This is a genomic window from Desulfosporosinus sp. HMP52 (assembly GCF_000765145.1).
Classification (GTDB): domain Bacteria; phylum Bacillota; class Desulfitobacteriia; order Desulfitobacteriales; family Desulfitobacteriaceae; genus Desulfosporosinus.
Genome location: NZ_JMGA01000040.1, coordinates 1 through 13,101, shown reverse-complemented (window position 1 = coordinate 13,101; position 13,101 = coordinate 1). Strand labels below are relative to the sequence as shown.

Sequence of the window (13,101 nt, the reverse complement as noted above, 5' to 3'; positions counted from 1 at the left end):
ATTACTGAGCCTCCTTTCCCTGTATACCTTTAAGCAATGAGGAGAGACTTCGGCGAATATTTGGAGAAACCAAAGCGATGATTACGATGAAAGCTGTAATTAGTTTTAAGTCCGTGGCCTCTAAACCTAATTGTAAAACAACAGCAATGATCGCCCGATAGATAACCCCTCCGCAGATAACGGCGAAAATGGCTCGGCCGATAGAGGAAGTTCCAATTAATACTTCGCCAATAATAACTGAAGCCAAACCGGCAATAATCATTCCAATTCCCATACTGGCATCAGCAAACTGAAGTTTTTGAGCCACATAGCTCCCGGCGAAGGCAACTAAACCATTGGATAGGGATAAGCCAAGAATTTTCATAAGGTCAGTGTTTACACCCAGGCTGCGAATCATTAGTTCGTTATCCCCTGTGGCTCGTAAGGCCAGGCCTAATTCCGTTTGCAGGAAAAAGTATATGACAGCCCCTAAGCAGACAACGGAGATTAAGCAGAGGACGAAGACACCGTACTCTTCCATAAAAGGAAACTTGGCAAAATCAGTGAAGACCGTTCGCGATCCCAGGAGTGAGATATTTGCTCTGCCCATGACGCGAAGATTGATTGAATAGAGGGCAGTCATAGTTAAAATTCCTGAAAGTAGTGGTGTAATTTTAAACTTGGTATGAAGTATTCCCGTAAATAACCCGGCAAGGGTTCCGGCAATAAACGCCATTCCAGTGGCTAACCATGGGTCAGTCCCTCCGACGATCATTGATGTCGCTGTAGCGGCACCAAGGGTAAAACTCCCGTCTACAGACAAATCCGCATAATCAAGAATTCGATAGGTCAGATAAACACCTAATACCATGATCGCATACATTAAACCCTGTTCCATTGTACCGAGAGCTATTTGTGAGAACATATTTCTTCAACACCCCAATTATATTTGCTGCGAATATGTGAACTTGTTCAGCGCCTACTGAACCTGGATATTTCAATAAGGAGTAATAGATTGACACATCCATACCAAGCAAAGAATGATGCTCCCACTTACAAGAAGTGGGAGCGGCGGAACATATTTAACAAGAGGTTTTGTCAATTATCCGGGACCTAATAATATTGTAATGTCTATTTTACAATAACTGCTTTTTTGGCAATATCCTCAGGGACAGTTATCCCAAAGAGATCAATGGCTGATTGGTTGAGCACGGTATCAAAGTCCTTTTGGGCTTCAATAGGCATATCTTGTGGTTTCTCTCCTTTGACAACGCGAAGAGCCATTTCCCCAGTTTGTTTGCCAAGGTTTTTGTAGTTAATTCCGATAGTTGCTAAAGCACCTTTATCTACCACGCTGCTCTCGCCGGAAATAATGGGGATTTTATTCTTGTGGGAAATCTGTACAACAGACTGGGCAGCAGAAACCACCATATTATCTGTAGGGACATAGATGGCATTAACTTTTCCAATCAATGATTGGCTGGCTTGAAGTACATCTGCACTGGTAGTGACCGTTGCTTCCACGATCTCTAGGCCGAGTTCAGCAGCAACTTTCTTGGCAATGGCAACTTGTACTTGTGAATTTACTTCTCCGGCATTATAGATGACCCCTACTTTTTTAACGCTGGGGACTAAAGTTTTCATTAGTTCGAACTGTTCCTTAATAGGGTTCATATCAGTTGTTCCAGTGACGTTTTTCCCGGGTTTATCCATGCTGTTAACTAATTTTGCTTCAACTGGGTCAGTGACGGCTGTAATTAAGATGGGAATACTTGTACTTGCACTGGCCATCGCTTGGGCTGAAGGGGTTGCGATAGCTAAGACAAGATCCAGTCCGGCGGAAGAGAACTTTTGGGTAATAGATTGGAGTATGGACTGATCCCCTTGGGCATTTTGATAGTCAACGGTTAAATTTTTCCCTTCTTCATAGCCGTTAGCTTTAAGAGTTTCCAGAAAACCCTGACGAGCGCTATCTAAAGCAGGGTGTTCAACGATTTGAACGATTCCAATCTTTAATGGCTTTTGCTCATCTTTGGCAGGGGTGCTTGTTCCTGATTTCGCGGCACCACATCCAACTAAACTAAGTAACAACATTAAGCTCAACCCGAACGCAAGTAACTTTTTCATCTTTAAATTACCTCCTCTTTAATCTTGGGCATAAAAAATACACCTCCGCAGGAAGTGCCTTTCGCCCAACTCCTACCGTACTACAATTCTACCAATATTTAATTAACTCAATCTTAAAGGATATGCCCTAGGGTGTCAATAAGAAATTATTTCTACATTTATGGTGCTAATGAGTGAGACTTCAGGCAGAAGTAATAATAATTAACCCCTTATCAGACACTCACAATTGCGTTGAGGTTCTCTGAGTAAAGCCCTAATTGTACAAATGAAAACTAAACAATTATAATAAAGTTGTTGCCCTATGGACTGGAAGAGAATGGGCAGTATAAGCGATGTACTTTGTAGAAATAGGTGAAATAATCACATGGATAAAATCAAGAGAAAGCAAGCCCTACCACTAGAACTTTTAGCGCCGGCAGGCAGCTATGAGGCATTTAAAGCGGCAGTAGAAAACGGTACAGATGCGGTTTATCTGGGAGGTAAAAGCTTCAGTGCCAGAGCAAGTGCCGCGAACTTTGACTTGGAAGAGTTACAGAAGGCTGTTCGCTATGCTCACGAGCGGCAGGTTAAAGTGTATGTAACAGTCAATATTCTGATTAGTGATCAAGAGTTTCCGGAACTGCTGAACTATCTTTATGACTTACATGAAATTGGTGTTGATGCAGTAATTCTTCAAGATATTGGAGTTGCGGAATTAATTCATAGAATTATTCCTGAATTGGAGACCCATGCCAGTACACAAATGACGGTAAATACGAGTTGGGGTGTTCGTCACCTGGAGTCTTTGGGCTTTAGCAGAGTTGTATTGGCTCGAGAAACCTCGGCCGCTGAGATGAAGGCTATCTCTGAAAGGACTCCGCTGGATTTAGAGGTGTTTGTCCATGGTGCACTGTGTATTGGTTATTCAGGTCAATGCCTGATGTCCAGCTTTATTGGAGGGCGAAGCGGAAATCGCGGTACCTGTGCTCAACCTTGCCGGATGACCTATCAGCTTATCAATGACAAGAAGCAGAACCTATTAGAAGAGCAGAATATTGGGGATCACTTATTAAGTCCACGGGATCTGAATTTAGCCGAGGAGTTAGCAGAGCTAAAACGAATCGGAATTCATTCTCTTAAAGTAGAAGGAAGAATGAAGCGGCCGGAATATGTAGCTACTGTTATTCGACTCTACAGGCAAGCCATCGATAGGATCGAGGTTCAACAGGAGGGTAATGCTGTCGCCCCCTTACTAACCCCTGCAGAGCATCAGGAATTATTGCAGGTTTTCAATAGAGATTTTACCAATGGATATTTCCGGGAGAATCTGGGTGCAGAACTAATGAGCTATTCTCGCCCCAATAATCGGGGGACCCGGCTAGGCCGAGTAGCCCGATCAGAACGTGGTCGGCTATCCATTAAATTAGAAGGCTCACTCCACCCCGGAGATGGAATAGAATTTTGGACCGGGCGAGGGCGTGAAGGGGTTACTGTTGGGCTTATTTGGAGGAATGGAATAGAGACGAATGAAGGATTGCCTGGAGAAACTGTTGAGATTGAGTTTTCCGGCATCGCCCAGCAAGGAGATAGAGTTTTTAAGACAAATGATGCTCTTCTAATGGAGAGAGCACGACATAGCTTCCAAGAGGGACGAGAACAGCGCAAAAATCCACTGACCATGCGGCTATCAGGGCATGTAGGTGAAAAATTATGTTTAGAAGTGATGGGCTCGCAGCGGAAAGCAACTGTTCATTCTGCAAGCCCTGCTCAAATGGCCATGAAAAGGCCGCTGACCTTTGACTATGCCTTCCAGCAGTTAGGCAGGTTAGGGACAACACCTTTTTGGCTGGACAAGTTAGAAATGGAAATTGATGAGGGGATTATGCTGCCGGTAAGTGACCTGAATGAAATGCGTCGTCTGGCAATTGAAGAATTATTGAAACAAACGCGGCAAATAGTGGATCGGCAAACCTACAGACAGAGAGTTGAGCGCTGGAAAGAGGGCCAAGCTTTTGAGAGAAATAGCTCAATTAGCCTAAAGAAAGACATTCTGCCTCAAGTCTCCGTGGCTGTTAGTGACCCGTTGACCCTCCAGGCTGCCCTCAAAGCTGGAGGAAAACGGGTATTAATTGGCGGAGAGCACTGGCGTTCCCGGCGCAGTTTTTCCCTTGAAGAAATTCGAGGCAGCTTCTTAGATTGCAGAAAACAAAAAGTAGATTGTGTTTGGCGACTTCCCCGGGTCTTAAACGAAGCTCAGAGTGAAAGCCTTCTCATAGATCTTAAAAAAGCGGCAGAGTGGGAAGTAAAGCCTAAAATCATGATATCTAACCTCGGAGAGTTAGAAATGTTAAAGAGCATTGATAGGGAATGGCCCTTCGAAGTGGATTATTCTTTAAATGTGTTTAATGAAGGGAGTCTTGCTTACTTCAGGAAGCTAGGAGCTAAGAGAATAACCCTCTCTCCCGAATTGCACCACGAACAACTTGCCTATTTAGCGAAATGGCCAGGTACAGAGGTTATAGTCTTCGGGGATTTAGAGATGATGGTAAGTGAGTATTGCCCAGTAGGGGCAACCCTTGGAGGAAAAAAAGGAGAACGCTGTGCAAGAAATTGCATGAAAGAATCTCATTTCCTGCGTGATCGCATGAAGTACGATTTTCCTGTGGAGACAGACCAAGAGTGCCGGATGCACCTTTATAATGTTAAGATCCTTAACCTCTATGAGGAACTTGCTCAAATTCGACGAATGGGAGTTTCAACGGTTCGATTACAATTGACCAGACAAACACCGGCCCAAGTTCAGCAAAGTGTACGCTTATTTAATGAAGCTTGGGATATGTTACAGGTGGCTAAAAAGGGTAAATGGACTTCGAATGATGGAATGGCTGAGTTGAGCACAATTTTTCCAGAGGGTTTTACAAAAGGTCATTTCTTCAGGGGTGTTTTATAGTTTAGTCAGATACGTGTTTAGATTAGACAAAGGAGGAACGAATGGGAATTGATGATAAAGTCCTTCATAAGTTGGACTTTCCAAAAGTATTATCAAGTTTAGCAGAGTACTGCATCCTACCTCGAGCAAAAGAATTAGCAATTGGTTTGAAACCTTATGTTGATTTAGAATCCGTTCGCTTGGCTTTGCAGCAAACAGAAGAAGGTAAGAATCTTCTGCGCGGGAATCCTCTGTTTTCAGTTCGCGGGGCCAAAGAAATTCGTCCCTATATAGAGCGATGCTTACGGGGAGGGGTAATTCACGGCGAGGAACTCCTGGAAATTCGAGATACCTTACGAGTGGGGCGCAAAATCAAGCAACTCTTGCAGGATTTGCGAGATGAATTTCCGGGGCTATGGGATATTACTTTGCCGATTGAGCCTCAAAAGCCTCTAGAGGATGAAATAACTCGTTGCATTTCTGAAGATGGAAAAGTGGCGGACAACGCCACTCCGGAATTAGCTGACTTCAGAAGAGCTATCAATAGGTTGCAGAACCGAATTAGAGAAAGTTTAGAAGCAACTTTACGAAATCCAAGTTATCAGAAAATCCTCCAAGACCCCATTATTACTCAACGCTCAGATAGATATGTAATACCGGTTAAACAGGAATATCGGACCTCATTTCCCGGTATTGTCCATGATCAATCGGCAAGTGGTGCCACCTTATTTATTGAACCAATGCCGGTAGTGCACCTAGGTAACGAATTACGTGAAGTAATCTTAAAGGAACAACGGGAAGTGCAAAGAATTCTGCAGATGCTCTCAGCTCAAATCGAAGGGCGAGGGGATGAGATTGCAGACCTGCATGAGGCTTTAGCTCAATTAGATCTTGTTATCGCTAAAGCTCACCTAAGTGTTTCCATGAACGCAGGAGCCCCTGAGTTGGTTGCCGGCCAGCAAATCAAGCTTGTTCAAGCTAGGCACCCTCTAATAAGCGGAAGGGTTGTTCCCCTTTCCCTGGAGCTAGGGATTGAATTTGACACTTTAGTCATTACCGGACCCAATACCGGAGGAAAAACAGTTGCTTTAAAGGTCGTTGGGCTTATGGCAGCTATGAATCAGTCCGGGCTGCAAATTCCTGCAGAAAGTGATTCCCGACTGGGAGTCTTCACCCAGATATTTGCGGACATTGGAGACGAACAAAGTGTCGAACAATCTTTGAGTACCTTCTCCGGACACATGAAAAATATCGTAGAGATTATTGAGCGCTCAGATGGACGATCGCTGGTCTTACTCGACGAGGTTGGAGCCGGAACAGATCCCACGGAGGGAGCAGCTTTAGCAATGGGTATTTTAGCAGAGCTCCATGAACGGGGCTGCCGAACTGTATCCACCACTCACTACGGGGCTTTAAAGACCTTTGCCTATGAGACTCCGAGGGTTAAGAATGCTTCGGTAGAGTTTGACACGGAGACTCTGCGTCCCACCTATCGGTTGCTGATTGGAATCCCCGGTAAAAGTAATGCCTTTACAATTGCAGGCCGGTTAGGGTTAAGCCAGGAGGTGCTTGAAAAAGCCAATACCTTCGTAACCGAACGAGAAATGCAAGTTGCCGACCTTATTGAAAATTTAGGAGAAACTCATCGTGAGATAGAAATAGAGAAGCAGAAAGCTGAAACAGGGCGTCAAGCGGTTGAAAAGCAAACTAAAGCCTTGGAAGAAAAATCAATTCGTTTAGATGAGGAACTTGAAATTCTAGTAGCCTTGGCTAAAGACGAAGCTAGTGAAATCATTCGTGAGGCTAAACGTGAGGCTGAAGCTATAATTGACGAATTAAAAGCTGCTTTGAGAAAAGAAAATAAACAACAGCAAGATATTGAAAAGGCGCGACAGGGATTTCGCAAAATATCGTCCAAGCTGGATCAAGGCAGGCAGGTTAAGCGGTCGGGCAGTGAATTGTCAGCAGATCAGATTATGCTGGGGCAAACGGTTTATATGACCAAGCTTAGACAGAAGGGACAAGTTATTAAGCTTCCCAATTCTAATGGCGAAGTTCTTATTCAGGCAGGTATCATGAAAGTTATGGTACCCCTCACTGAACTAAAATTAGCCCAAGAGGAAAAGAAAGCAACGCCCAGATATTCTCGTCAAATGGGTATTGGGGTTCGAAAGGCCGAGGAAATCCGAAGTGAGATTGATTTAAGAGGTATGCTGGTGGAAGAGGGACGAGAAGCCTTGGACAAATATATGGATGATGCTGTACTCGGTGGAATCGGATTGATCTACGTTATTCACGGCAAAGGAACGGGAGCTATGCGAACGGGGATCCAAGATTTTCTCAAAGGACACCCTCATGTACGTAGTTTCAGACTAGGAGAGTATGGCGAAGGGGATTCCGGAGTAACGGTTGTTGAGTTGAAGTAGCCAAGGATAAGGGGTTGTTCGGGTCGGGCGGCTTCGTCCACATCCGTGCAGGACTAGCTAATTCGTGCGACGAAGACACTGTCTTCGCACGGGTTAAACCTTCTTGCAGCAGTGTCTTCGAACTCAGCACTCCGAGGCTGGCCCACCCGCTGACCTGGGAGCTTCGCCAAACCTCTGGGTAATACCTGAGGTGAACCGTGGCTGCGCTTCCCCAGGTCAGCTTTGTGGGCTTTACCGCCTCTTCATGCAATGAGTTCACTCCTGTGGATCGAAGCCGCCCTTTCTTACGGGTCTATTATTCTCTAGAGTGTTTTGGGGGATTTTCCAGAGTAGACATAGCTATGAATATTTTCATTTAGTTCAAATTAAAAGGAGAGCATTGCTCTCCTTTTAATTATTCTAAAGACTTATTGTTAGTCAGTTAATATTAATTTAACGGTATTAGAGGATGGCCCCACATCGGACTTCTTAGGATCTTTATAAGAAGCACGGAAGTAATAGGAACCTGGGGTAGGGGCTTTATCATTTATGGCGAGCGAAAAGGAGAGAGCCCCCTTAGGATTTGAAATCGGTATACTTCCGATAGGCTGGCCTGGGCGTTGGATGTGAATAATTACTGAATACTTTTCGTTTCCCGGAGGGTCAGAGATAGGGATTGTGACACGAGAAGTTTTGGCATCATAATTAATCTCTCCAAGTACTGGGGACGGAAGGGAAGTGTCTGGAGGGAGCTCATTCTCTGGAGGGACAAGAGCTGAATCGAGTATGGGATCAATCACTGAATTATTTGGGGCAGTTTCAGTCGGTGGCTTATAGGGGACCTCGTTTGATGGCCAAGTCCATGAAGGATCACGATTGGGTAAATTCAAAAAGGTTTTAGTAATAGTATTATGGGAATTTGGAGATGCCAACATATTAGGATTATCTGCGTCTACTTCTTTTTGAATCCAGACGTCACTGACCTTGGTAGGCAAATCTCCTTGGGCGGCAATTTCCGTTGCGACGAATTCTGAAGGAGTCAAACTACTGGGAAGAAGTCCGGACTTAGTATCGAAGGAGCCGCTCACGATTCCTGATGGCTGCTCAAATTGTGTTTGGACTGGCAGGTCCTTAAGAGCAGCCGTCATAACTTTCTTCCAGATTTGGGCGGGAAAGCTGCCGCCATAGACACTGCGTAAATAATAGGGTCCGGGATTACCGTTTTTATCCTCAGGGTTAGAGTCATATCCCATCCAAACAACTGCTGCATAGTTGGGAGTATATCCAGCAAACCAAGCATCTGTATTTCCGGTCTTATTTTTGAGATTATCCGGTAAGGAGGAAGTTCCTGTCTTACCCGCTACTGCCCAATTTCCAATCTGAGCGCTGACTCCGGTACCGCTGGTTACAACACTGCGCAGCATGCTGTTTACAATATAGGCAGTGGTTTCCTTCATAACACGGTTTTTGGTTATTTTAGGGGTGATTACAGTATTTCCTTTAGAATCTTCGACTTTCACAATGGCATGATCAGAAACGCTAACGCCATTGTTGGCATAAACCCCGTAAGCTGCAGCCATGTCCTTAGTACTTACATGGGTAGTTCCTAAAGCGAGGCTTAAAACACGATCGTCAGGTTCAAGTGGCAGTCCCAGATTGTTCTTACCAAATGACCAACCATAGTCTACTCCAATAAGATCCAGTAGTTTTACAGCATAGATATTAACCGATTGTTCCACCGCATGACGCATGGTAATAAGGCCCTTCCAGCCTTTAGTTGCTGTATCAAAGTTAGTTGGAGACCAAGCCTTTCCATTTCCTCCGTTATAACTTACGGGCATGTCATCAAGAACTGTACCGGGGAAATAGCCACCCTTTTCAATAGCCGGTCCGTAAACAACTAATGGTTTTATCGTAGATCCTGGTTGGCGCTTAGATTGCCAGGCTCTGTTTAATCCCCGGGGGGTATAATCCCGTCCTCCGACCATTGCTTGAATTTCTCCGGTTGAAGGTTCAACGACTGTTATGGCACCTTCGACCTTCGTATTATTAATACCTTGTGGAAAATTGGCTGAGTTAGCAAAGGCATCCTCGGCAGCAGTTTGGATTTTAGGATTAACAGTTGTATAAATATGCAAACCGCCACTAAAAATTTGATCCGGAGTTAAATTATAGTTCGTTTCCAGTTCCTCAATAACATAATCCACAAAGTAGGGGAACTTATAACTAACAGCAGCTACTTCTGTTTTTTGAGCGCCTCCACGGCTTTCTTTCATCGCCTCCACATAGGTGAAAGGAGCATCCTTTTCTTGATCATACTCCTTAGAGGTGATAATCCCGGCATCCCGCATTACTCCAAGGACGATGGTGCGTCGAGCTTTGGCACTATCGGGATGAATATAGGGATTGTACTGACTTGGGGCTTGTGGTAAGCCCGCCAATAAAGCAACTTCTGAAGGTGTTAATTTGTCAAGTTCCTTACCAAAATAAGTTTTGGCTGCGGCTTGGATACCGAATGAAGATTCGCCAAGGAAGATTCTATTTAAGTAAAAGGTTAGAATTTCTTCTTTGGTATATTCTCGCTCCAGTTGGATAGCCAGAATGGCCTCCTGAATTTTACGCGTAAATCTTTTCTCAGTGGGGTTTGCTATAAAGGCGTTTCTAGCAAGCTGAATTGTGATAGTGCTGGCACCTTCTTTAGTACTCCTGGTTCGAATATCATTCAATGCTGAGCCAACAATACGAATAGGATCCACACCGAAATGTTGCTCAAAGCGCCGGTCTTCAACTGCTATGAATGTCTTTTTAACAAGGTCGGGAATTTGTGAATACTCGACAGTTTGGCGATTTTCATAGCCGTGTAATACTGCAAATTCAACACCATCCTTATCATAGACATGCGAGGATTGCTTGGTGTCATTTAGTAACGAGGGATTCCATTTCGGGGTTCCGGCCGCTGCAACTACCACAAAAATTGCTAAGCCTGCTATAATAAGTGAAATAAAGGACGTGATTGACAAAAAAATAATTCTGCGTTTTGAATAGCGCTTCTTACGCTGAGGCCTCCTTGGATTATTAGATGATGGCATTAAGTCAACCTCCCAAAAATTAAAAATGAGGAGTGGACACTATTAAATTTCCTTGAATTATATCATACTTTTACAGTTGCAAGGAAACCCAAATAATTAATAGGAAAATAGTGGGATATATGTATTCCCAATTCCTTGATTTCTAGCATAAATAAAGATACTCATACGGCAAAGTAGTCGCTGGGCTTCGCAAAACTTCCCGTGTAATATTGTAGTGAATTTGCCTTAGAAACGTAAGCCTTTGAAACCTAAATAAGGTTCTTTAGATTTGTTAGTTGCGGGTAAGGCAGAGAAATTGTATAATATATCAAATTAGTCTATGTATACATTATTAATGGTATGATTGAGAACAAACTTAGTGGAAGGTAACAGAGAGTCGGTGTTAGGTGCAAACCGACCTGGAAACTAAGAGATACGCCTCAGGACTAGAGCTTAAAAACTCTCGGGTTCAGCCCGTTAGCGCTGACAGAGCTGGATTCCGCGCAGAGCGGATTCAATGTGGGTGGTACCGCGGAAGTGTTTTCGTCCCTCAACCTTGTGTTGAGGGATTTCCTTATTTCTAAGCCTAATTATGTTTGGACTTAGTAATACGGATATAAGATACTAATCGTGCCATATTAACTACTATAGAAGGGAGACTAAGTATGGACATTTTTCAAGAATTAAAGGATCGAGGATTAATCTATCAACACACAGACGAGAATGCATTGCGTAACCGATTATCAAGTGGGCCGATGGCGTTGTATTGTGGATTCGATCCCACTGCGGATAGTTTGCATATTGGGCACTTGCTTCCACTTTTGGTCTTAAGAAGATTTCAACTTGCCGGGCATAAGTCAATTGCCTTAGTAGGAGGAGGAACAGGGCTGATTGGCGATCCAAGCGGTAAAGCCTCCGAAAGAACATTGAACCCCAAAGAGATTGTTGAGCAATGGGCACAAAAGATTAAGAATCAATTTGGACGGTTCTTAGATTTTGAAACTGGGGACAATCCTGCGATATTGGCCAACAATTACGATTGGTTGGGCTCACTTCAAGTGATTGAATTTCTCAGAGATATCGGCAAATACTTCCCTCTGGGGGCTATGCTTGCTAAAGATTCAGTTGAATCCCGTCTGAGCAAAGGGATATCCTTCACGGAGTTTAGCTATATGATTCTGCAATCCTATGATTACTTAAAGCTTAATGAAATGTACGGATGCGAGATGCAGATCGGCGGAAGTGACCAATGGGGTAACATTACCGCCGGAATCGAATTAATTCGTCGGACTGCTGTTCAAGAAAAGGAAATGCACGGGCTGACTCTGCCTCTTGTCACCAAGAGTGACGGAACCAAATTCGGGAAGACTGAGGGAGGAGCAGTTTGGCTAGATCCAGAAAAAATGTCTCCCTACAAATTCTATCAGTTCTGGCTGAATACAGATGATAAAGATGTAGTTAAGTTCTTGAAATATTTCACCTTTATTTCTATAGAAGAGATCAATGAACTTGCCCAAGGTGTGGAAAAGGAACCTGAAAAGAGAAATGCTCAACGGGCTTTGGCAAAGGATGTAACAAAGTTAGTTCACGGACAGGAGGCCCTCGAGCGAGCTGAAAAGATCACGGCTGCGCTTTTTGGAGGAGGGTTAGGAAATCTGACTGCCCTAGAAATTGAGGAAGGCTTTAGTGATGTGCCCTCCGCAACAATCCAATCCCCAGAGACCAGTTTAGTTGATGCATTAGTCCAAGTAGGAGCGGTTTCTTCAAAACGCCAGGCTCGAGAGTCTATTGAGAGTGGGGCTATCTATATTAACGATATTCGTCATACCATTGTTGATTCAGCAGTTTCACAGCTAGAGAGATTAGATCAGAAGTATCTTGTTATTCGTCGAGGTAAGAAAAACTACTATCTCATTAAGTTCGAAGAATAATTAATGTAACCCTATTATAAAAGTACCGAACTGCTGATAATACTAGGCGGTTCGGTACTTAAACCATTAATTTGTCACCGTATGGTCAAATAGGGTTATGTCACCGTTGACAACTGCCATCGAGGATTATTATAATCCTTGAAAATTTACTCGAAAAACAGTTGACAATGTAATAATTAGATGGTAGTATATCGAAGTGCCGCAAAAATAACTGCTAATTTAAAGACAATATTACAGTTAATTCCACGGCCAATAAAATTAAGGTATTGACAACATAAGTTGAAAATGCTAAGATGTTGTTCCGGCCCAAACGGGTCACAACAAAAAACCTGATCTTTGAAAACTAAACAACAAGGACAGCCAATGAGAGAAACTCGCAAGAGTTTCAAAATAAATCATGAGTCAATCATCTTCTTCTAATGAGAAGTTTGAAATAACTTTTTTTGGAGAGTTTGATCCTGGCTCAGGACGAACGCTGGCGGCGTGCCTAACACATGCAAGTCGAACGGAGAATTTGATAAGCTTGCTTAGAAAAATTCTTAGTGGCGGACGGGTGAGTAACGCGTGGGTAACCTACCCATAAATCCGGGACAACCCTTGGACTGTCTCTTATAACCCTCCTGACGCTGCCGACGAAGGCGTAGGGGGAGAACTGGGGGGGCGCAGAGTCATTAAAAACAAAA

Annotated in this window: 6 protein-coding genes and 1 rRNA gene; 4 read left to right on the top strand and 3 right to left on the bottom strand. The window is 43.8% G+C overall.

Annotated elements, in window-relative coordinates; all coding sequences use genetic code 11:
- Position 1 precedes the first annotated feature (1 nt).
- Both DP73_RS15280 and DP73_RS15275 read right to left on the bottom strand, forming a co-directional pair.
- A complete protein-coding gene (locus tag DP73_RS15280) occupies positions 2–904 on the bottom strand; it encodes an ABC transporter permease (protein WP_034600595.1) in 903 nt (300 codons plus the stop codon).
- A gap of 206 nt (positions 905–1,110) precedes the next feature.
- Positions 1,111–2,106, bottom strand: coding sequence for an ABC transporter substrate-binding protein (locus DP73_RS15275; RefSeq protein WP_034600594.1), 996 nt, complete (start codon positions 2,104–2,106; stop codon positions 1,111–1,113).
- 364 nt (positions 2,107–2,470) lie between these two features.
- Between DP73_RS15275 and DP73_RS15270 the strand changes: the two genes are divergently transcribed.
- Together DP73_RS15270 and DP73_RS15265 are read left to right on the top strand one after the other, a co-directional pair.
- Complete coding sequence (locus DP73_RS15270; RefSeq protein WP_034600593.1) at positions 2,471–5,035, top strand: U32 family peptidase; 2,565 nt, start codon at positions 2,471–2,473, stop codon at positions 5,033–5,035.
- A gap of 41 nt (positions 5,036–5,076) precedes the next feature.
- Positions 5,077–7,440, top strand: coding sequence for an endonuclease MutS2 (locus DP73_RS15265; protein WP_034600592.1), 2,364 nt, complete (start codon positions 5,077–5,079; stop codon positions 7,438–7,440).
- A 413-nt stretch (positions 7,441–7,853) separates the two neighbouring features.
- Here the strand turns inward: DP73_RS15265 and DP73_RS15260 are convergent, their stop codons facing one another.
- Positions 7,854–10,508 carry a PBP1A family penicillin-binding protein gene (locus tag DP73_RS15260; RefSeq protein WP_034600591.1) on the bottom strand — a complete coding sequence of 885 codons (2,655 nt, stop codon included), beginning with the start codon at positions 10,506–10,508 and terminating at the stop codon, positions 7,854–7,856.
- Between the two features lie 644 nt (positions 10,509–11,152).
- Between DP73_RS15260 and tyrS the strand changes: the two genes are divergently transcribed.
- The gene (gene tyrS / locus DP73_RS15255) at positions 11,153–12,418 is read left to right on the top strand and encodes a tyrosine--tRNA ligase (RefSeq protein WP_034600590.1); all 1,266 of its coding nucleotides are present in this window, start codon (positions 11,153–11,155) and stop codon (positions 12,416–12,418) included.
- A 440-nt stretch (positions 12,419–12,858) separates the two neighbouring features.
- Positions 12,859–13,101, top strand: a 16S ribosomal RNA gene (locus DP73_RS23695); the annotation flags it as partial.

What these genes read in the sequence shown, in the direction of transcription:
- DP73_RS15275 (WP_034600594.1), bottom strand. Translation starts at nt 2,106, where the DNA reads ATGAAAAAGTTACTTGCGTTCGGGTTGAGCTTAATGTTGTTACTTAGT.
- tyrS (WP_034600590.1), top strand. Translation starts at nt 11,153, where the DNA reads ATGGACATTTTTCAAGAATTAAAGGATCGAGGATTAATCTATCAACAC.
- DP73_RS15270 (WP_034600593.1), top strand. Translation starts at nt 2,471, where the DNA reads ATGGATAAAATCAAGAGAAAGCAAGCCCTACCACTAGAACTTTTAGCG.
- DP73_RS15260 (WP_034600591.1), bottom strand. Translation starts at nt 10,508, where the DNA reads ATGCCATCATCTAATAATCCAAGGAGGCCTCAGCGTAAGAAGCGCTAT.
- DP73_RS15280 (WP_034600595.1), bottom strand. Translation starts at nt 904, where the DNA reads ATGTTCTCACAAATAGCTCTCGGTACAATGGAACAGGGTTTAATGTAT.
- DP73_RS15265 (WP_034600592.1), top strand. Translation starts at nt 5,077, where the DNA reads ATGGGAATTGATGATAAAGTCCTTCATAAGTTGGACTTTCCAAAAGTA.